General features: G+C 69.3%; 15 protein-coding genes and 1 tRNA gene. 11 read left to right on the top strand and 5 right to left on the bottom strand.

Going from position 1 to position 19,019, the window contains the following annotated elements; all coding sequences use genetic code 11:
• Window positions 1–122: 122 nt before the first annotated feature.
• The 8 genes from mqo to ACWFRF_RS14950 all read left to right on the top strand — a co-directional run bounded on the left by mqo (window position 123) and on the right by ACWFRF_RS14950 (window position 9,190).
• Window positions 123–1,733, top strand: coding sequence for a malate dehydrogenase (quinone) (mqo, locus tag ACWFRF_RS14985; RefSeq protein WP_379312016.1), 1,611 nt, complete (start codon window positions 123–125; stop codon window positions 1,731–1,733).
• Window positions 1,730–2,170 carry a GNAT family N-acetyltransferase gene (locus ACWFRF_RS14980; RefSeq protein WP_379312017.1) on the top strand — a complete coding sequence of 147 codons (441 nt, stop codon included), beginning with the start codon at window positions 1,730–1,732 and terminating at the stop codon, window positions 2,168–2,170. Before mqo ends, ACWFRF_RS14980 begins: the two co-directional genes overlap by 4 nt.
• Before the next feature lie 145 nt (window positions 2,171–2,315).
• Window positions 2,316–4,406 (top strand): magnesium chelatase subunit D family protein, encoded by a 2,091-nt coding sequence (locus tag ACWFRF_RS14975; protein ID WP_452450613.1) that lies wholly within the window; start codon window positions 2,316–2,318, stop codon window positions 4,404–4,406.
• A gap of 211 nt (window positions 4,407–4,617) precedes the next feature.
• The gene (gene cobO, locus ACWFRF_RS14970) at window positions 4,618–5,232 is read left to right on the top strand and encodes a cob(I)yrinic acid a,c-diamide adenosyltransferase (RefSeq protein ID WP_378626475.1); all 615 of its coding nucleotides are present in this window, start codon (window positions 4,618–4,620) and stop codon (window positions 5,230–5,232) included.
• Window positions 5,226–6,740, top strand: a complete 1,515-nt coding sequence (locus ACWFRF_RS14965) for a cobyrinate a,c-diamide synthase (protein ID WP_452450393.1) — start codon at window positions 5,226–5,228, stop codon at window positions 6,738–6,740. The genes cobO and ACWFRF_RS14965 overlap by 7 nt, the downstream gene beginning before the upstream one ends.
• A 25-nt stretch (window positions 6,741–6,765) precedes the next feature.
• The gene (locus ACWFRF_RS14960) at window positions 6,766–7,197 is read left to right on the top strand and encodes a cobalamin biosynthesis protein (RefSeq protein ID WP_379312020.1); all 432 of its coding nucleotides are present in this window, start codon (window positions 6,766–6,768) and stop codon (window positions 7,195–7,197) included.
• A gap of 51 nt (window positions 7,198–7,248) precedes the next feature.
• Window positions 7,249–7,314, top strand: a tRNA-Pro gene (locus ACWFRF_RS14955).
• A 277-nt stretch (window positions 7,315–7,591) separates the two neighbouring features.
• Window positions 7,592–9,190 (top strand): TROVE domain-containing protein, encoded by a 1,599-nt coding sequence (locus ACWFRF_RS14950; protein ID WP_452450391.1) that lies wholly within the window; start codon window positions 7,592–7,594, stop codon window positions 9,188–9,190.
• An 80-nt stretch (window positions 9,191–9,270) separates the two neighbouring features.
• On the opposite strand, the gene ACWFRF_RS14945 is transcribed toward ACWFRF_RS14950, so the two are convergent.
• Window positions 9,271–10,362 carry a hypothetical protein gene (locus ACWFRF_RS14945; RefSeq protein ID WP_378992295.1) on the bottom strand — a complete coding sequence of 364 codons (1,092 nt, stop codon included), beginning with the start codon at window positions 10,360–10,362 and terminating at the stop codon, window positions 9,271–9,273.
• Between the two features lie 14 nt (window positions 10,363–10,376).
• A complete protein-coding gene (locus tag ACWFRF_RS14940; RefSeq protein ID WP_452450389.1) occupies window positions 10,377–11,501 on the bottom strand; it encodes a phosphotransferase family protein in 1,125 nt (374 codons plus the stop codon).
• Between the two features lie 256 nt (window positions 11,502–11,757).
• Between ACWFRF_RS14940 and ACWFRF_RS14935 the strand changes: the two genes are divergently transcribed.
• On the top strand, window positions 11,758–13,050 hold the full coding sequence (locus ACWFRF_RS14935) for a DoxX family protein (protein WP_452450611.1): 1,293 nt from the start codon (window positions 11,758–11,760) through the stop codon (window positions 13,048–13,050).
• Between the two features lie 16 nt (window positions 13,051–13,066).
• Here ACWFRF_RS14935 and ACWFRF_RS14930 read toward each other — a convergent pair whose 3' ends face one another.
• Together ACWFRF_RS14930 and ACWFRF_RS14925 are read right to left on the bottom strand one after the other, a co-directional pair.
• A complete protein-coding gene (locus tag ACWFRF_RS14930) occupies window positions 13,067–14,026 on the bottom strand; it encodes an isopenicillin N synthase family dioxygenase (protein WP_452450388.1) in 960 nt (319 codons plus the stop codon).
• Entirely contained in the window at window positions 14,023–14,490 is a 468-nt protein-coding gene (locus ACWFRF_RS14925; protein ID WP_378992299.1) for a nucleoside deaminase, read from the bottom strand. The genes ACWFRF_RS14930 and ACWFRF_RS14925 overlap by 4 nt, the downstream gene beginning before the upstream one ends.
• A gap of 85 nt (window positions 14,491–14,575) precedes the next feature.
• Here ACWFRF_RS14925 and ACWFRF_RS14920 point away from each other — a divergent pair, with 85 nt between their 5' ends.
• On the top strand, window positions 14,576–16,108 hold the full coding sequence (locus ACWFRF_RS14920) for a PucR family transcriptional regulator (RefSeq protein ID WP_452450386.1): 1,533 nt from the start codon (window positions 14,576–14,578) through the stop codon (window positions 16,106–16,108).
• 78 nt (window positions 16,109–16,186) lie between these two features.
• Here ACWFRF_RS14920 and ACWFRF_RS14915 read toward each other — a convergent pair whose 3' ends face one another.
• Window positions 16,187–17,590 (bottom strand): purine-cytosine permease family protein, encoded by a 1,404-nt coding sequence (locus ACWFRF_RS14915; RefSeq protein ID WP_452450384.1) that lies wholly within the window; start codon window positions 17,588–17,590, stop codon window positions 16,187–16,189.
• Window positions 17,591–17,738: 148 nt separating this feature from the next.
• On the opposite strand from ACWFRF_RS14915, the gene cobA reads away from it, so the two are divergent.
• On the top strand, window positions 17,739–18,980 hold the full coding sequence (gene cobA / locus ACWFRF_RS14910) for a uroporphyrinogen-III C-methyltransferase (RefSeq protein WP_452450382.1): 1,242 nt from the start codon (window positions 17,739–17,741) through the stop codon (window positions 18,978–18,980).
• Window positions 18,981–19,019: the final 39 nt, after the last annotated feature.

The raw sequence follows: 19,019 nt of genomic DNA, 5'->3' as shown, positions 1-19,019 counted from the left end.
GTGCAGGCTTGCTTTTCATCACATTCGGGAGGTCCGTTGCAGAACTGTGCTCAGCTGAGGTGCACAATTGGCATCAGGTGAACGACGGGTAACCTACCTCCCGGCGATTCACCGCGAGTCGCATGAACACCGCCAAAGCGCCCGCGCCAAGCGAACTCACCTGCCGGTGGGTAGCTGAGAAGGACAAGGAAGTCGATCTACCCGTGCCGAACGCTGCGAAGAGTGAAAAGACCGATGTAGTTCTCATCGGCGCTGGCATCATGAGTGCCACGCTGGGCGCGCTGCTGCGGCAGCTGCAGCCGGATTGGACGATCTCGGTGTTCGAGCGGCTCGACGCCGCCGCCGCGGAGAGCAGCGACCCGTGGAACAACGCGGGCACCGGCCACTCGGCGCTGTGTGAGCTCAACTACAGCCCGCAGAACGCCGACGGCTCGGTCGACGTGAGCAAGGCCGTCGACATCAACGAGCGCTTCCAGGTCTCGCGCCAGTTCTGGGCCTCCGCTGTCGACGCAGGCGTGCTGGACGACCCCGCGGGCTTCATCAACCCCATCCCGCACGTCAGCTTCGTGCACGGCGCCGACAACGTCGATTACCTGCGCAAGCGCTACGAGGCACTGTCGCCGCACCCGCTGTTCCGTGGCATGGAGTACATCGACACCCCCGACGAGTTCGCCGCGCGCCTGCCGCTGATGGCCAAGGGCCGTGACTTCAGCGACCCGATCGCGCTGAACTGGTCCGACGGCGGCACCGATATCGACTTCGGCGCGCTCACCAAGCAGCTGCTCGCCTACATCGGCTACTCCGGCGGCGAGATCGCCTTCGGCACCGAGGTCCGCAACCTCGACAAGCAGTCCGACGGGTCGTGGAACGTCACCGTCCGCAATCTGCGCACCTACCAGTCGCGCACCATCAACGCGAAGTTCGTGTTCGTCGGCGCCGGTGGTGGCGCGCTGCCGCTGCTGCAGAAGGCAGGCATCGCCGAAGCCAAGGGCTTCGGCGGCTTCCCGATCAGCGGCCAGTTCCTGCGCTCCACCAACCCGGAGCTGATCGCCGCGCACGAGGCCAAGGTCTACGGCAAGGCCGCCGTCGGCGCGCCGCCCATGTCGGTGCCGCACCTCGACACCCGCGTCATCAACGGCCAGAAGGGCCTGCTGTTCGGCCCGTATGCCGGCTGGACCCCCAAGTTCCTCAAGGACGGCTCCAACGCCGACCTGTTCAAGTCGATCAAGCCGAACAACATCGGCTCGCTCGTCGGCGTCGGCCTCACCGAGCTCGGCCTGACCAAGTACCTGGTCGAAGAGCTGCTCAAGTCGCAGAACGGCAAGGTGGGCGTACTCGGGGAGTTCCTGCCGCGCGCGCAGGGCCGCGACTGGGAGCTCATCACCGCCGGTCAGCGCGTGCAGGTCATCCGCCGCAAGGGTGTGGGTGGCGTGCTCGAGTTCGGCACCGCGGTCATCTCCGCGCAGGACGGCTCCATCGCCGGTCTGCTCGGTGCGTCGCCGGGTGCGTCGACCTGCGTCACCGCCATGCTCGACGTGATGCAGCGGTGCTTCCCGGAGCAGTACACCGGCTGGACGCCGCAGCTGCAGCAGATGATCCCCTCCCTCGGCCAGAAGCTGTCGGAGAACCAGGCCCTGTTCCAGGAAGTGTGGGACTGGACCAGCAAGTCGCTGAAGCTGGACGGCAACACCGCGCCTGCGAACGAGCAGGTCTCGAGCTACGCCCAGGTGTGAGCGCCGAACTGAGACGGGCGTGGGCGGCGGATCTCGACGCCGCCACCCTGTACCGGTTGTTGTGCCTGCGCGTCGAGGTGTTCGTCGTCGAGCAGGAATGCGCCTATCCCGAGCTGGACGGGCGCGACCTGCTGGCGACGACGCGGCACCTGTGGCTCGACGACGGTTCCGTGCTCGCCACGTTGCGCCTGCTCGACGAGTCCGATAACGGGGTCACCAGCTATCGCATCGGCCGGGTCTGCGTCGCGCAGTCCGCTCGCAAACACGGGTACACCACCCGGCTGATGCAGGCCGCACTGGCCGAAACCGGCTCGGCCACTGTGCGACTGGATGCCCAGTCGCACCTGGTCGGCATGTACGCGAAGTTCGGTTTCGCCGTCGACGGGCCCGAATACGACGACGACGGGATCATGCACGTGCCGATGCGGCGCGGCTGAGGCGGTACACCGCCCGTCGATGCCCGGGGGAGGGCCCGCAACGGCGCGCGCATAGAGTTGGGGCGTGCCTGGTTTTGCTGATGTCGCCGCTGGTCCGCACACCGCCGCACGTGCGGCGGGTGAGGCGGGATTCCCGTTCTCCGCTGTGGTGGGGCAGGAGCGGTTGCAGCTGGCGTTGATCTTGTCGGCCGTGCACCCCGGGATCGGCGGGGTGCTGGTGCGGGGTGAGAAGGGCACGGCGAAGTCGACCGTGGTCCGCGCGCTCGCGCAGTTGCTGCCGCCCGTGGTCGACGAGACCGGGGCCCGGCCCGCCCGGCTCGTGGAGTTGCCGGTCGGCGCCACCGAGGACCGGGTCGTCGGGTCACTCGATCTCGAGCGGGTGCTGCGCGACGGGGAGCAGGCGTTCCGGCCCGGGCTGCTCGCCGCTGCCCACCACGGCGTGCTCTACGTGGACGAAGTGAACCTGCTGCACGACCACCTGGTGGACGTGCTGCTCGACGCGGCGGCGATGGGACGCGTGCACGTCGAGCGCGACGGTGTCTCGCACTCGCATCCGGCGCGGTTCGTGCTGGTCGGCACGATGAACCCCGAAGAGGGCGAGTTGCGCCCGCAGCTGCTCGACCGGTTCGGGCTCACGGTCGATGTGGCGGCCTCGCGCGAGGTCGACGTGCGGATGGCGGTGGTGCGCCGTCGCCTCGACTACGAAGCCGACCCGGCCGCGTTCGCCGCCCGCTATGTCGACGCCGATCAGGTGGTGGCCGAACGCATTCTGACCGCACGCGACCGGTTGCCCGAGGTCGTGCTGGACAATGCGGAGCTGCGCCGGATCGCGGCGCTGTGCGCGTCGTTCGATGTCGACGGGATGCGTGCCGACCTCGTCGTCGCCCGGACCGCGACCGCGCATGCCGCGTGGCGTGGACGGGATCGGGTCACCGAGGACGATGTGCGGATCGCGGCGGAACTCGCGCTGCCGCACCGTCGTCGGCGAGATCCGTTCGACGAGCCCGGGATCAGCGAGCAGCAGCTCGACGAAGCGATGGACGCCGCGGCCGCCGAGGTCGACAAGGCTTCGGGGGATGAGGAATTCGACGGTTCGCGTGGACCGGGTGCCGAGGGGAACGGCCACCGGGACGAGCTCGACGCCGATGGCGGTGACAGCGCGCACCCGGATGATGTCGACCCCGGTGGCCGCGAGGACGAGCGGTCGCGAGGCAGCGGTCGCGAAAGCGGTCCGGACGGCCTGGGTCCCGATGATGGTCCTGATGATGACGGCGGCCCTGATGGCGGCGGCCCGGACGATCGAGGACCGGACGGTGGCGGACCGGGCGGCGGCGGTTCCGGCGGCGACCGCTCGGACAGCTCCAACCAGGACAACGCGGGCAACGGTTCGCGACCCGGACCCGAAAAACTCTCGGGCACACCGACTTCGGCAGGCAAGCCCGCGCCGCGGTGGGAGGTCCCCGGTATCGGCGAAGGTGCCCCCGGGCGCCGTTCGCGCGCCCGGACCAGGACCGGCCGTACGGTCCGCCCCGACGCCGACCCGTCGACCGGCCTGCACCTGCTCGGCACCGTCTTCGCGGCCGCGCCGAAGCAATTCGAGCGTGGCAGGATCAGCGGCCCACTCGCCCTGGAAACCGAGGACCTGCGCGGCGCGTATCGCGAAGGTAGAGAAGGCAATCTGGTCGTTTTCGTGGTCGACGCGTCCGGCTCGATGGCCGCGCGCGACCGGCTCACCGCCGTCACCGGCGCGATTGTCACGCTGCTGCGCGATGCCTATCAGCGCCGCGACAAGGTGGCCGTGATCAGCGTCCGCGGCAGTACGGCCGAACTGGTTCTGCCGCCCACCTCCTCGGTCGACATCGCGGTCCGCCGCCTGGCCGGGATGCGTACCGGCGGCAAAACGCCACTCGCCGCGGGCTTGCAGAAGGCGCGCGAGGTGATCGCCCGCGAACACGTCCGCGACCCCCGCCGCCGCCCGATGCTGATCCTGCTCACCGACGGCCGTGCTACCGGCGGCACCGACCCGCTGCCACGGGCGCGCACCGCCGCCAAGCTGCTGGCCGCGCAAGGGCACACCGCCATGGTCATCGACTGCGAGCGCGGCATGATCCGGCTCGGCCTCGCCGCCGAACTCGCTCGCGACCTGCGCGCCCGCTACCTGCGCTTGACCGAACTCACCGGCGAGACAGTCGCCGACGTGGTCCGTGCCACGGGTCTGCCCGCTCGAGCGGCGTAAAGGTTCCAGCCCGTCCGGCGTAGGGGTCGAGCCCTGTGAGTGTGCCGGGCGCACCCTGATAGAAAGGGTGACGAACCGGCACGCGCGGCCGGCCCGAGAGGTACGGGTCGCGGAGCGGGCTTCGACATTCGAGCGCGCCGGCGTGCGACAGATATCGACCGCGAGGTCGTGCAGAACGCGCACCTCGCGTGCGTCGAGAAGAGGAGTTTCTGTGCCCAAAGGTGTTCCGGAGACCGTCCCCGAAGACGGTCTGACCACTCGGCAGCGGCGCAATCAGCCGGTGCTCGCCGTGCACACCGGGCCGGGCAAGGGCAAGTCCACCGCGGCGTTCGGGATGGCGTTGCGGGCCTGGAACCAGGGCTTCGACGTGGCGGTCTTCCAGTTCGTGAAGAGCGCGAAATGGAAGGTCGGCGAGGAAGCCGCCTTCCGGACCCTCGGCACCCTGCACGAGGAGACCGGCGCGGGTGGCGCGGTCGAGTGGCACAAGATGGGCGAAGGCTGGTCCTGGACCCGCAAGCACGGCACCGAGGAGGACCACGCGGCCGCCGCCCTGTCCGGCTGGCAGGAGATCGCCCGCCGTCTCGCCGCCGAACAGCACCGCTTCTACGTCCTCGACGAGTTCACCTACCCGCTCAAATGGGGCTGGGTCGACATCGACGAGGTCGTCGACACCCTCACCCACCGCCCCGGCAACCAGCACGTGGTCATTACCGGTCGCGACGCGCCCCCGGCCCTGATCGAGGCCGCCGACCTGGTCACCGAGATGACGAAGGTCAAGCACCCGATGGACGCGGGTCGCAAGGGCCAACGCGGTATCGAATGGTGAGTGCTCCCGCAGTAGTGATCGCGGCCCCGGCATCGGGTAGCGGGAAGACCACCTTGGCCACCGGGCTGATCGGTGCGCTGCGACGGGCCGGGCATCGGGTGGCACCGTTCAAGGTGGGACCCGACTACATCGACCCCGGCTACCACGGGCTCGCGGCCGGGCGGCCGGGGCGCAATCTGGATCCCGTTCTGGTGGGCGAGGATCGGGTGGTGCCGCTGTATCGCCACGGCGCGCAGGGCTGCGATATCGCCGTCGTCGAAGGCGTGATGGGCCTGTTCGACGGCCGGATCGACGAGAACCGCGGCGACGCGATCGCCGAGGGTTCCACCGCGCAGGTGGCGGGGCTGCTCGGGGCACTGGTGGTGCTGGTGGTCGACGCACGCGGTCATTCCCAGAGTCTCGCCGCGCTCCTGCACGGCTTCGCCACCTACGACTCCTCGGTCCGCCTCGGCGGTGTGATCCTCAATCGCGTCGGCAGCGAACGCCACGAACAGGTCTTGCGCGCGGCCTGCGATCGTGTCGGTCTGCCCGTTCTCGGCGCGCTGCCCCGCATGGCCGAACTGGAAGTCCCCTCCCGCCATCTCGGCCTCATCCCCGCCGTCGAACACGGCTCCGCCGCCACCGCCGCAGTCGACGCAATGACCGAACTCGTCGCGGCACACGTGGACCTGCATGCGATCGTGGCCCTGGCAGGCGGGTCGGTGCTGGGCGCCGCGTGGGATCCACACGTCGAACTGGCCTCCATCGCTGAACATGCCACGGCCGGAACAAGTTCCGACGGCCACTGCGCGGACGACCCGCACGCAACGGACGCGGCGATGGTCCGCCGGCAGCCGACCTCGGTCGATCCCGCCTCGGAATCCGCGTCCTCGGCCGCGGGGTCCGGCGTCGTCTCGGGCAGAGATCCGTTGATCGCGATGGCGGGCGGTCCGGCCTTCACATTCGGCTATGCCGAGCATCGGGAACTACTGGTCGCGGCCGGTGCCCGGGTAGTGGTTTTCGATCCGCTGACCGATGAACTCCCTGACGGCACAGCCGGATTGGTCCTGCCCGGTGGTTTTCCGGAGGAGCACGCGGGGCAGCTGTCAGCCAACGAGCGTCTCCGCGCCGCAGTGGCCGACGGTGCGTCGAGTGGCTTGCCGATCCACGCCGAGTGCGCGGGCCTGCTCTACCTCACCCGCTCGCTCGACGGCCATCGGATGGCAGGCGTGATCGACGCCGACGCCGAATTCGGTCCGCGCCTGACCCTCGGCTACCGCGACGCCGTCGCGCTGCACGACTCGGCGCTGTGGCGCGCGGGGTCGCGGGTGCGAGGCCACGAATTCCACCGCACCCGCCTGGTCCGCACCGGCGCGGAGAACCCCGCCTGGGGTTGGCGCGCACCGGGTTCCGTCGCCGAAGGCGCTGTGGTCCGCCAGGTCCACGCCTCCTACCTGCACACCCATCCGGCGGGAAATCCCGACGCAATCGCCCGATTCGTCACCGCCGCACGACGATTCGACCACTGATGGCGTGCGGCGGTACACGGCGACGATGACGACTTCCGACGGCGAGCGACAACCGGGAACCGGTGATACGCCTTCGGGCCCGGCGCCGGCCGTCGGCATCGGCATACGGCCGGGCACCGATGCGGGGCGGATCGTCCGCGCGGTGCGGGCGGTAGTCGGCGATACCACCATCAGCTGTTTGGCGACCCTCGATCGGCGTGCGACCGAACCCGGTGTCCTGACCGCCGCGGCGACCCTCGGTGTGGCCGTGGTGGCGTTCACCGCCGAACAACTGGCCGAAGTCGACGTAGGGCACCGTTCGGGCCACGCCTCGGCGGCGGTCGGCACCCCCAGCGTCGCGGAAGCCGCGGCATTGCTCGCGGGCAGTGGCGAACTCGTCTGCGGCAGAACAATTGTCGACGGAATCGTGGTCGCCGCCGCGTCGACTTCGCCGCGGTCGTCGATGCCCGGAGATTAATTCGCTGGGCAAGATCGTTGGTGCGCAGTAAATTCATGTCAGCAGTTGCGAGGCGGACCGGATCTGATCGGTTACCACTCGGATTGGGGATGTCGCAGGTTCGAATCCTGCCCGCCATCGCAAGATGGTGGTAGCTCAGCTGGTAGAGCACCTGTACCGGTCGGGACACACACGTCCGCTGAGCAACTGTCCAACGTGAACGAGCAGGACGGACCGGATTCGGTCGGTTATCTGGCACGACCTCTGGGTCCAGCGGGTTCGAACCCCGTGGCGGAAAGTGATTTCCGTTCTTCGGCCGTAACTACACGTCCGTCCGCTCACCACGTCACCACATGCCCCGGTCGGGTCCCGGGTCCGAAACATCGACGCCGGTACACGTATCGGAGGGGGAACAATGAATATCTTGTCGCGCTTTTCTCGTCGCGCCACGCCGCAGACCGTGCCCGCCGATCGCCGGCAGGTCGTGAACAACGCGGGCGGCTACGTTTTCGAGATCACCCCGCAGGCGCGGGTGCGTCGCTTCCTCACGCTCGGCACGGAATCCGGAACTTTCTATGTCGATGCGAAGGCTTTGACAGCGGACAACGCTGAATTCGTCGTCGAATACGCCGCTGAGCACACCGCCGATCTGGTTCGCGAGATCGTCGAGATCTCCGCCTCCGGGCGCGCGCCGCGCCAGAACCCGGCCCTGTTCGCGCTGGCCGCCGCCGCGTCGCTCGGTGACGTCGAGGGCCGCCGGGCCGCCTTCGCCGCGCTGCCGCTGGTCGCGCGCACCGGTACGCACCTGTTCCTGTTCGCCGGCTACGCCGAGCAGTTCCGTGGCTGGGGTCGTGGTCTGCGGCGTGCCGTCGCGAACTGGTACCTGGACAAGCCGATCGACGACCTGGCATTCCAGGTGGTCAAGTACCGGCAGCGGGAGGGCTGGTCGAACCGTGACCTGCTGCGACTCTCACACCCGGCGACCACCGACGACGATCGGCGCAGGCTGTTCGACTGGATCTGTGGTCGCGCACCGGAACTCGACGGCTTGGCACTGCTCGACGGTTTCCAGCGGGCACAGGAAGCACCGGTGGCGCGGGTGCCGGAGTTGGTGCGTGAGTACCGGCTCAGCTGGGAGATGCTGCCCGACGCCGCACTGAACACCGCGCCGGTGTGGGAAGCGTTGCTCGACAACGGCATCCCGCAGACGGCGCTGCTGCGACAGCTGCCGCGCCTGACCCGTCTCGGCCTGCTCGATCCGCTCGGACCGCGCACCGCGGCGATCTGCGCGCAGCTCGCCGACCCGGCGAGGCTGCGCAAGGCTCGCGTGCACCCGGTGTCGGTGCTGATCGCGTTGCGCACCTACGCTTCCGGGCGGTCGGCGCGTGGCGCGGGCACCTGGACGCCGTCGGCCCCGGTCGTCGACGCCCTCGACGCCGCGTTCTACGCGGCCTTCGAGTTCGTGCGGCCGACCGGCCTGCGTCACCTGCTGGCGCTGGACGTGTCGGGCTCGATGATGAGTGCGATCGCAGGACTGCCGATCTCGGCGCGCGAGGCCTCGGCCGCGCTCGCCCTGGTCACCGCACGTACCGAGCCGCGGCACGAGATCGTGGGGTTCACCGCCAGCGGTCAGGGGTGGCAGGGGGCGCGCGGCCTGTCCCCGCTGTCGATCTCGCCGCGGCAGCGTCTCGACGACGCGGTGCGAACGATATCGGGTTTGCCGTTCGGCGGCACCGACTGCTCGCTGCCCATCCTGCACGCGCTGGACAAGGGCATCGAAGTCGATGTGTTCTCGATCTTCACCGACAACGAGACCTGGGCGGGAGCGGTGCACCCGCACCAGGCGCTGGCCCGCTACCGCCGCGAGGTGAACCCGCGGGCCAAGCTCGTGGTGGTCGGCATGACGGCGACGAACTTCAGCATCGCCGATCCAGGCGACGCGGGCATGCTCGACGTCGCCGGCTTCGACGCCGCCGTGCCGTCGCTCCTGGCCGACTTCGCCACGGCCGCATAAGAATACGACCCCAGAAAAAATCGGAGCCGCCGCGACCTCGTTGTCGCGGCGGCGCCTTTTCTTCTCGCGCGAGAGTTCCGTCAAGGGGCGACGGAAGACCAATCGGCGAAACCCGTGGGGTCGTGGCGGCCCATGGAGGCGTGTTCGAACAGGCCCCAGCCTTCGAGATCACCGCAGCGGGCGTAGCCGATGTGGTCGATCACGCCGTAGGGGGTACGGCCCTTGATCGCGGGGTCGGTGAGGTCGTAGGCGCTCGACAGCGACCAGTTCTCGCCCATCCAGCGGCCGTGGGTCCAGTCGGGGTCGGCGCCGTAACCGCAGCCGACGTGCAGGGCGATCCCGGGGCGCGACTCGATCTCGACCTCGAGCGGCTTCCCGTCGGGGGTGGTCATGTCCAGGCGCACAGATTTCGGGTGCCGGGTGCCGGACTCGTAGGTCCAGTGCATGCGCGGCCAGCCCAGTTGTTCCTTGCGCCCGTCGTTCCAGATCCGCACCGCGTTGTTGAGGGTGCGGGTGCCGTCGGGCTCCTCCTGCACGATCACCACGATCGAGAAATCCTGGAACCGCAGCGGCGCGTACAGCCACCAGAAACCGTCCATGCCGGTCGGCCTGCCTGCGGGTTCGGGCTCACCGGAGGGCCGGATGCCCCAGGATCGATCGCGGCTGCCCGTCCACACCGCCGGGTCGACCGGGTAGTCGATGCCGTCGACCGCGAGAGTGCCCTCCCACGAACCCGATTGGGCGAAGCGCGAGGCCTCGATGATCGGCTTGGTGCCGGACAGGATCAGGTGCGGCTGCTCCTGCACGGCGGGCTGCGCACCGGTCCAGGTCAGATCGAACCCGAGATCGTCGTGCTCGCAGACCACTCGGAGCTTCTGGAGCGGCTCGATCACCTCGATCCGGTAGCCGCCGACGGCGGTGGTCAGATCGCGCGAGGTGAGCGCGTCGGAGAAGCGCACGCTGCGCTGGGCGTCACCGTGGCGCACCGTCGCGAACGCGTCGACCACCCCGAGGTTCGGGTACACGCCGAACCCGGTGATCAGCATCGCGTCGCCGGCCGGGTCGAAGGCGTTGAAGTAATAGCGGTCGTAGAAGTTCCGGTCGCTGGTGGCCACCCTGGCCAGCGACAGCGGGGTCTGATGGACCGGGTATTCGTCCAGGGGGACGGGCATGATCGCGCGCATAGTCAGTCCCATTCGTAGGTGCCGTCGAGCAACGCCTCGAGGGTGAGGCGGTGCATCACGTAGTCGTCGAGTTCGGCGGGCACGGTGTCCTCGCCGAAATGGATCATCCGGCACTTGATCCTGGCCATCACGATCGCGTGCCGCAGCGCGGCGTAGACGATGTAGAAGTCCAGATTCCGGACCGAATGCCCGGTCAGTTCCTCGTATTTCGCCACCACCGCGTCGCGGCGCAGGAAGTCCACCAGACCCGGCTGGTCGAAGCGGGTGGCGATGTCCTGGAAGAACCGGTGGATGAAGATGGTCCAGCCCAGGTCGAGTTCGCGTGGCGCGAACGTCGCCATCTCCCAGTCGAGCACGGCCGCCGGGGTGAACCCGTCGAACAGGATGTTGCCGGGACGAGCGTCGCCCCAGTTCAGCACTTCGGGACCGGGATCGGCCGGCCAGTTGGCCTCGAGCCAATCGAAGGTCCGCTCGATCAGCGGCACCTCGACACCGTGGTCGGTCAGTGCCCACCGGTACCAGGCGCGCTGGGCGTCGAAATGCCTGCGCAGCGCGGTGCCCGCACCGTCGAGCAGCGGGAAGCGCTCGGCCACCTTGTCGATGGCGTGCACCTGGGCGATCACCTCGACCGTCGCGTCCGCCACCAGCTCGCGCTCGGCGACCGTCGCGTCGAACAGCCAGCCGAAGAACACGTACGGCGGATTGTCCGACGGCGCCCTGCCCTCGACCCGCTCCATCACGATGAAGGGGGAGCCGAACACCGAATCGTCGAGTTCGAGCCAGCGCAGCGTCGGCACGGCGACCTCGGAGGACGCGGCGACACCGGCCATCACCTGGTACTGCATCGCCAGGTCGTAGGACTCGAACACCGGGAACGAGCTGTCCTCGGGCGCCATCCGGATGACGAAGGACCCCTGTTCGGCGGCCCCGTCCGCCGGCCATTCGGCGTCGAACAGGATGGTGGTGCTCGACATGCCGCCGCTGGACGGTTTGTTCAGATTGCTGACCGTCACGTCGGCGCCGACCTTGTCGGTCAGCCAGCTCGCCAGCTTCCCGGCTAGCTCGTCCAGATCGCGCTCGCTGACGGTGAGCGACATCTGAGCGGCCGGATCCTGATCTTCGGACATCTACGGGGTACCCCTGTCGGCAAAACTGTAACGTGTGTCACTTCTGAGTACCGGACGGCCGACCGGAATGTAAGGGCGGCATCGCTGAGTGAGACTCAGGGTTGACAGCGCAAAGATCGGGGTTTTCCCCGACGCGCTCCACCGTATCTTCCGATTAGCTTCGGTAACAACCGAACTCGATGAGGAGGCGTGGGTGACCACAGGGACCATTGAGCGTGCGCGCGACGACATCGCGAACCCGCCCTCACCGCCACCGATGTGGCATCCGATCACCCGGCTCGCCTTCCGGTTCAGTGTGGCGTACCTGGGCCTTTTCTGTCTGTGGATGGCTCAGATCACCTTCGTCTTCCTGGGTGTGCTCGCGCTGCGGTTGCCCGAGGAGGCCATGCTCTGGCAGATCATGGCCCTCGATCCGGTGAGTAGCTGGATCGGTGAGCACGTGTTCGGGGTGGCGGCCGAGCTGGCGATGAACGGCAGCGGCGACCAGGCCGCGATCTGGATCCAGTGCGGTCTGCTGCTGGTGGTCGCGGTGCTGATCACCCTGGTGTGGTCGGTGCTCGACCGGCGCAGGCTCGCGTATCCACGACTGCTGAGCTGGTTTCTCACGGCGCTGCGGCTGTGTGTAGGCGGACAGATGCTGTTCTACGGATTCGCCAAGCTCATCCCGACGCAGATGCCCGAACCCGCGCTGACCACATTGCTCACCCGGGTCGGTGATCTGACGCCGATGGCGATGCTGTGGACCCAGGTCGGATCGTCACCCGCCTACGAGATCGCCTTGGGCGCAGCCGAAGTACTCGCCGGTCTGCTGCTGTTCTGGCCACGCACCGCGACGGTGGGCGCCATGCTGGGCGTGATCAGCATGGCGCAGGTGTTCCTGCTCAATCTGACTTTCGACGTGCCGGTGAAGATGCTGGCCGGGCACCTGCTGCTGATGGGGCTGGTGCTGCTCGCCCCGCAGGCACGCAGGCTCGCGAATTTCCTCGTGCTGGACCGTGATTCGGGCCCGGCCGTGCAGCCACCGCTGTTCTCCTCGTCGCGGGCCAACCGGTGGGCGGCGGTGGCGCAGGTCGTGGTCGGACTGTGGATCACGGCGGGCATGATCGACACGGGAATGCAGAGCTGGCGCGAATACGGCGGCGGTGCACCGAAACCCGAGCTGTACGGCATCTGGGAGGTGCGCGAGTTCAGCGTCGAAGCGACCCCGATCCCGCCGCTGGCCACCGATCCGGTGCGCTGGCAACGCCTCGTGATCGACGTGGGCTCGGCGGGATACCAGCGAATGGACGATTCGGTGGTGCCGGTGTCGGCCACGACCGACCTGGCGGCCGCCACGATGACGCTCGTCGCCGCACCCAGCGGCGCCGACGGAACCCCGGTGCCCTACGCCACCTTCACCGTCGAGCATCCCTCGGTCGACACGCTGACATTGCGTGGAGAACTGGACGGTCGGCCCGCCACGGTCACTCTCGACCGCCTCGACCTCGAGCGGTTCCCGTTGCGCAGCACAGACTTCCGCTGGGTGCAGAACCAGCCGTACTTCGAATGATCGCGCGCTCGGTGCGTCAGCCGATAGTGATGGCATCCAACCGGATACGGAGGAAATCGGCCGACACCACCGGCGGACCCTGCGCCACCCGGCCGATCGGCGGTGCCAGCGGAGTCACCACCGCGTCGTGGTCGAGTTCGTAGAAGTAGATGAGCGAGACCAGGTCCTCCTCGGGGGCATCGGGCTGGGGTGGCAGCACCCGATGCCGACCCGACGGCCATCGCTCGCCGCTCCAATAGGCCAGCAGGTCACCGATGTTCACCGTCAGCGCCGCCGGATCGTAGGGAGCGTCGGCCCACCCGCCTGCCTCGGTGTAGACCTGCAACCCGCCCGCACCGGGTTCTCGGTCGAGCACCGTCACCGTGCCGAAGTCGGTATGCGGACCGATCCGGAACTGGCCGGGCTCCGGCTCACCGACATCGGTCATCGGCGGATAGTGGTTGATATTGCAGGTCCAGGTCGGGCGTGCGGCCAGGTCGGCGAACGGGTTGACCGGCAGCGCGAGGGCCGCGGCGAACAGGGCGAGCAGTTCGTCGGACAGCGTGCGCACGGCGGCGGTGTACTCGGTCAGCAGCGCGCGCAGCTCCACGACCTCCGCGGGCCACACATTCGGCAGGAACCACATCTGGTCGATCGCCGGATCACCGGTCGCGGTGTCGGCGCCGACGGCGAAGGTCTCCTTCAGATCCGGCGGGGTTTCGGTGCCCTCGGCATAGCCGTTGGCCTCGCGGCCGGGACCGATCCAGCCACGACCGCCGACGGCCACCGCGTACCGCTGCTTCACGTCGTCCGGCAGGGCGAAGAACCGGCGTGCGGCGGCCCGGACCGCGGCGGGCAACGCGGGGTCGATGCCGTGGCCGTGCACCAGGAGGAAGCCGGCCCGGCGCAGCCCTTCGTCGACCTCGCGTTCCACGGTGCGGGCCACCTCGCCGCCGGTGTGCCAGCGGGCCAGATCGACCGAGGCGATGCTGCTCATGCGGGTGTCTCCTTCGTCGGCGCGACGCCGATGTCCTCGAACCACAGGTCGGGGCGCTCGGCGATGAAGTCGGTCATCAGCGACACGCAGCGCGGGTCGTCCAGCACGATCACCGTCACCCCGTGTTCGGCCAGCCAATCGTGGCCGCCGTGGAAGGTCCGCGCCTCGCCGATGATCACGGTGCCGATCCCGAACTGGCGTACCAGGCCGCTGCAGTACCAGCACGGGGACAGCGTGGTGACCATGATCGTCGGCCCGTAGTCGCGGCGTCGGCCCGCGGCGCGGAAGGCGTCGGTTTCGGCGTGCACACTCGGATCGTCGTTCTGTACGCGGCGGTTGTGGCCGCGGCCCAGCAGAGTGCCGTCGGCGTCGAACAGGGCCGCGCCGATGGGGACACCCCCTTCGGCCAGCCCGCGCAGGGCTTCGTCGTAGGCCACGTCCAGGAGTGCGTCCGGCGGTGTCATGGACTCCACTGTCCTGCCTGCTCGCCCGGTCGGCAACGTACATTTCGTCCATACCCGCGCGGTCGATCGATGACAGGATGACCGCATGTTGCCCACCGTCCGACAACTGCTCGCCGACCAGTTCCTGGCGGCCGACCCGCTGGTGCTGTCGGGGCGCTCGTCGCTGGACCGGGCCGTGCGGTGGGTGCACTCCAGCGAGATCTTCGAGATCAGCCCGCTGCTCTCGGGCGGTGAGCTGCTGCTGACGACGGGGCTGGGGTTGGCGGGTGTCGATGCCGGAACCCGGCGTCACTACCTGCGCGAGATCGCCGATCGTGCGGTAGCCGGGGTGGCGGTCGAGCTGGGCCGCACGTTCGACACCGTCCCGCCGGACATGGTCGCGGAGGCCTCGCGCGCCGGGCTGCCGCTGATCGCCCTGCGCAGTGTGGTGCCGTTCATCGACCTGTGCCGCGCGGCCAATACGGTGATCGTCTCGCGCGAAGTGGGGATGCTGCGGGTGGTCGACGGGTTGACCCGCGAGCTGCTGGTCGAGCTCGGTGCCGGGCACGGCCCGGCGCGACTGCTGTCGAAGGTCGGCGCGGTGACCGGGTGCCCGGTGGTGCTCACCGCGGGCAGTGGCGCGTTGGTCGCGGCGCACGGGGTCGACGATGATCGATCTGCCTGGGCCGCCGTGGAATCCGCCGGAGCTACCGCGAAGATCACGGTGCGCGACAGTTTCTGGGGCACCCTCACCGCCGGTCCCGGTTCACCGCTGGATCCGACGACGCTGGGCGAAGTCCTCGACCGTGCCGCCGCCGTGCTGGGACCGGCGCTCGCGCGATCCGCCGACCCCAGCGGCCGGCCGCGCCGGGTGGCCACCCGGTTGCTCGCGGATCTGATGGCGGACAAGCAGATCCGCCCCGCCGACCTCCGTGCGCGGCTGGCCGCGGCCGGTGCCGGTGCGACGGCCGGGCTACGTCTGGTCCCGGTGGCGGTCGACGCGCCGGACACGCGGATCGCCGCCAGGCTGCTCGACAGCGCGGTCAAGGAACTCGGGCGCCCCGGGGTGATCGGTGAGGTGCACGCGACGGTGTACGGGGTGCTCGCACCCGACCCCTCGGCGACCGATCCCGTCGCCGAGGTCGCGGACCTGATGCGAAAAGCGTGTGCCACCAACAGCATCGATGGCGTCACCCTGGTGGTCGGTGACCCGGCGGAGTCGACAGCGGCGAGTCTGTCCGCCGCACTCACCGCGACGGGCCCGGCGCTACGGCTGGCCGTCCGGCAGCGCCGCGACCGCGCCGGGCAGAGCGGCCCCGTCACCACCCGGCGTGCACTGGCCGGTGATCTGCTGGTCGACGCGCTGCCCGCCGCCGACCGAGCCCGCCTCGTCGAGACGACTCTCGCTCCGCTGATCGCCTGGGACACCGCCCATCACAGCGCTCTCACCCCCACGCTCGAAGCGTTCCTGCGTCACGGTGGCAGCGCCACCCGATGCGCCGCCGCCCTCCACATCGGCAGGCAATCGCTCTACCAACGCCTGGACCGGATCAAAGCGCTTCTCGGCTTCGATCCCGCCGCACCGGAACTCACCCCCACCTTGCTGCTGGCGCTCAGCGCGCACCGGGTGTCGAACTGACGCGGATCGCGAGCACGGGGTGGGAATCCGGTCATCCGGCCGCTGACTGGTCCGAGTCGGCCGCCGGCTCGACGGGCCTCACGCCGCGACCACCGCCCGGTCGGCGCTGACCCGTCCCCGGGTGAGCAAGAGGTACAACCCACCCGCCAGCGCGAATCCGACGAAGACGGTGATGTCGCCCAGATTCGGGAACTCCCGCACCAGGTAGCCGGTGAACTTCGCCTGGTTGGAGAACAACAGCACCGACACCACCAGGCCGGTCGCGAAGGCCACGACTCCACCCCGGTTGGTGGAGGCGCGGTCGTAGAGCAGTGGGCGGATGTCGGTGCCACGGCGCAGGTACTGGTCGGCGAACACGACACCGAGCCACGGCCCGATCCAGTAGGCCACGATCAGCAAGAACGCCTCGTAGCCGGCCGCCGCGTCGGGCAGTGCCCACCACGCCACCAGGAAGCCGACCACGCCGAACACCGCCGAGACGAGCGCCCGCTGGGTGCGCACCGGCAGCTTCACCCCGATCGTCACGAACGCCATCGCACCCGAGTACACATTGAGCGCGTTCGCCGCGATCGCGCCGAGGGTGATGGCCAGCAGCGTCAGATTCGCCAGTGCGCCGGGCAGATTCGCGGTGAACACGTCCGTGGGGCTCCCGGTCGCCGTGCTCACGATGGTCGCCGACGCGGCCCCGAGCGCCGACAACCACAGGCAGGAGACGAACAGCCCGGTCGCCGCGTATCCGCCGGTCGCGACCTTCGACACCGCGGTCGGCAGGTAGCGGGAGTAGTCCGCCGCGTACGGGTTCCAGCCGCCCGCGTAGCCGAAGGCGGTGCCGACGGTGAGCAGGAATCCGGCGATCCCACCCACACCGCCCTCGGGCGCGGCGCCGGTCAGCTCGGCCTTGCTGACGATCACGACGGTCACCAGCACGAAAACCACCGCCAGCAACGGGAAGACGAACCGCTCGAAGGCCTGCACCAGGTTGTGCCCGAAGACCGCGAAACCGGTTTGCAACACCACGATCAGCACCAGCGACGGAACCTTCGGCAGACCGGTCAGCGTGTTCAACGCGAACGCGCCCGACACACTGTTGGTGGCGAACCAGCCGACACCGCACATGATCGCCATGAACGTGGCGGGCAGCGCGTTCCCGCGATACCCGAAAGCCGTGCGGCCCAGCACCATCTGCGGTACGCCGTACACCGGACCACGCGCGGACAACACGTAGTGCGCCCCGGCACCGAGTCCGATACCGACCGCCAGCCCGAGCGCCGCCTGCCAGAAACTCATGCCGAAGACGGTCACCGACAGCACCCCGATGAAGATCGTGGCGAACTCGAGATTGGGCGAGGTCCACGTCCACAGCAGCCCGCGCGGACTGCCGTGCCGGGCGGATTCGGGGATGGTTTCGTTGCCGCCGGGCTCCACCGCGATCACGCGATCGGTGTAGTCCGCGGCGGGCGCGTTGTCTTCGGTCGTAGCCATTCTTGAACATTCGTCGGGTCCCGTGTCGTGGACAACCGACGGATCGTCCGTCAAGACGGGTCCGCCGACGGACAGATCGTCGATCGGCGCCGAGTCTGTCGGCGGGTGCGTTCGGGCCGCACCGAGCCAGGAACTAGGCTGGGACACTGTGCCGAACACCGCTGACACCGCATCGACCCCGCCCGCAGGCGACCCGAACTACCTGGTCGGGCTCGATCTGCGTGGACGCAGAGTAGTGGTGGTCGGCGGCGGAACCGTCGCCCAGCGCCGACTCGGCCTGCTCGTGGCCTCGGGTGCGGAGGTGCACGTGATCAGCCGGGCGGTCACCCCGGCGGTGGAGGGCATGGCTACGGCGGGACAACTCACGGTCGAACTGCGCGCTTACGCCGACGGCGATCTCGACGGCGCCTGGTACGCGATGGCCTGCACCGACGAACCGGAGACCAACGCCGCGGTGGTCGCCGAAGCCACCGCCAAGCGCATCTTCTGCGTCCGCGCCGACATCGCGCGCGACGGCACCGCGGTCACGCCCGCGACCGCTCGCTACGACGGACTCTCCCTCGGCGTGCTCGCCGGTGGCGCGCACCGCCGCTCGGCCGCCGTGCGCAACGGTCTCCTCGAAGCGCTGCAATCGGGTGTGGTGACCGATGATTCGGAACCGGTGACTCCGGGCGTCGCGCTGGTGGGCGGCGGCCCCGGCGATCCCGACCTGATCACCGTGCGTGGTCGCAGGCTCCTCGCGCGCGCCGATCTGGTCGTCGCCGACCGGCTCGCCCCGCCGGAACTGCTCGCCGAACTGGGCCCGCACGTCGAGGTGATCGACGCCGCGAAGATCCCGTACGGCCGGTCGATGGCCCAGGAGGCGATCAACCTCGCGCTCGTCGAAGGCTTCAAAGCGGGCAAGTTCGTGGTCCGGCTCAAGGGCGGCGATCCGTACGTGTTCGGTCGCGGCTACGAGGAGCTCGAGGCGTGCACCGAGGCAGGCATCCCGGTGACGGTGGTGCCCGGTGTCACGAGCCCGATCTCGGTGCCCGGCGCGGCAGGCATCCCGGTGACCCATCGCGGGGTCACCCACGAGTTCGTGGTCGTGAGCGGACACGTGGCCCCCGATCATCCCGATTCGCTCGTCGACTGGTCGGCACTGGCCAAGCTGCGCGGCACCATCGTGCTGATGATGGCGGTCGAGCGGATCGACAAGTTCGCCGCGGCCCTGCTCGCCGGTGGTCGCCCGAGCGATACCCCGGCCGCGGTCATCCAGGAAGGCACGCTGCGCACGCAGCGGGTGGTGCGCGCCGACCTCGCCACGGTCGCCGACCGGGTCAAGGAAGAGGGCATCCGCCCGCCCGCGATCATCGTCATCGGCCCCACGGCCGGCTTCGGCCTCGACTAGCTTCACCGACGGCGCGCCCACTCGTTGCCGGTGCGCCAA

It is taken from the genome of Nocardia sp. NPDC055165 (assembly GCF_053606985.1).
The sequence above is the reverse complement of the archived record's forward strand: the minus strand, read 5'-3'. Positions and strand labels throughout refer to the sequence as shown.

Coding starts and splice junctions, on each gene's coding strand:
- ACWFRF_RS14950 (WP_452450391.1), top strand. CDS start 7,592: ATGAATATCTTGTCGCGCTTTTCTCGTCGCGCCACGCCGCAGACCGTG.
- ACWFRF_RS14960 (WP_379312020.1), top strand. CDS start 6,766: ATGACGACTTCCGACGGCGAGCGACAACCGGGAACCGGTGATACGCCT.
- ACWFRF_RS14965 (WP_452450393.1), top strand. CDS start 5,226: ATGGTGAGTGCTCCCGCAGTAGTGATCGCGGCCCCGGCATCGGGTAGC.
- ACWFRF_RS14935 (WP_452450611.1), top strand. CDS start 11,758: ATGTGGCATCCGATCACCCGGCTCGCCTTCCGGTTCAGTGTGGCGTAC.
- ACWFRF_RS14915 (WP_452450384.1), bottom strand. CDS start 17,590: ATGGCTACGACCGAAGACAACGCGCCCGCCGCGGACTACACCGATCGC.
- ACWFRF_RS14925 (WP_378992299.1), bottom strand. CDS start 14,490: ATGACACCGCCGGACGCACTCCTGGACGTGGCCTACGACGAAGCCCTG.
- ACWFRF_RS14940 (WP_452450389.1), bottom strand. CDS start 11,501: ATGTCCGAAGATCAGGATCCGGCCGCTCAGATGTCGCTCACCGTCAGC.
- ACWFRF_RS14930 (WP_452450388.1), bottom strand. CDS start 14,026: ATGAGCAGCATCGCCTCGGTCGATCTGGCCCGCTGGCACACCGGCGGC.
- ACWFRF_RS14945 (WP_378992295.1), bottom strand. CDS start 10,362: ATGCCCGTCCCCCTGGACGAATACCCGGTCCATCAGACCCCGCTGTCG.
- ACWFRF_RS14920 (WP_452450386.1), top strand. CDS start 14,576: ATGTTGCCCACCGTCCGACAACTGCTCGCCGACCAGTTCCTGGCGGCC.
- mqo (WP_379312016.1), top strand. CDS start 123: ATGAACACCGCCAAAGCGCCCGCGCCAAGCGAACTCACCTGCCGGTGG.